Genomic DNA, 339 nt, shown 5'->3' on the forward strand with positions numbered 1-339 from the left:
ACATCAAAGGTCATAAGTTTTGGTGTTTATCTGTTTTGGCGCTCGTCTTTACACCTTTCAGTTAGTGCCTTTCACGTTCTTTCCGGTGGCACTATGTGCGGAGTGTTCGCTTTGATTTCATCGTTTACGGCTTCTAACTCTTAGCCTATTTCTTTAGCGCCTCTTCATTTTCGTGGTGGCTTTTGAGAGAACCTTGGTTACTTTTGGTGCGGCTGTTGAAGTACGAGGAAAGAATCCTTTTCTAATTTGAAGCCAGTGAAAGTAGGGCAGTTCAGTGCGTTTTTCTTCTAGCCAACTTTCGTCTTTCAATCGGGGAAAAGTTTTGTAGCTGCCCGTCTC

The 339-nt window shown here is 43.7% G+C and carries 1 protein-coding gene; it reads right to left on the minus strand.

Annotation, left to right across the window (positions count from 1 at the left end):
* Positions 1-153: 153 nt before the first annotated feature.
* The coding region (locus VCHENC03_RS28010; RefSeq protein WP_232310326.1) for a hypothetical protein at positions 154-339 on the minus strand (186 nt) is incomplete at its 5' end.

It is taken from the genome of Vibrio sp. HENC-03 (assembly GCF_000305755.2).
Lineage (GTDB): Bacteria > Pseudomonadota > Gammaproteobacteria > Enterobacterales > Vibrionaceae > Vibrio > Vibrio owensii.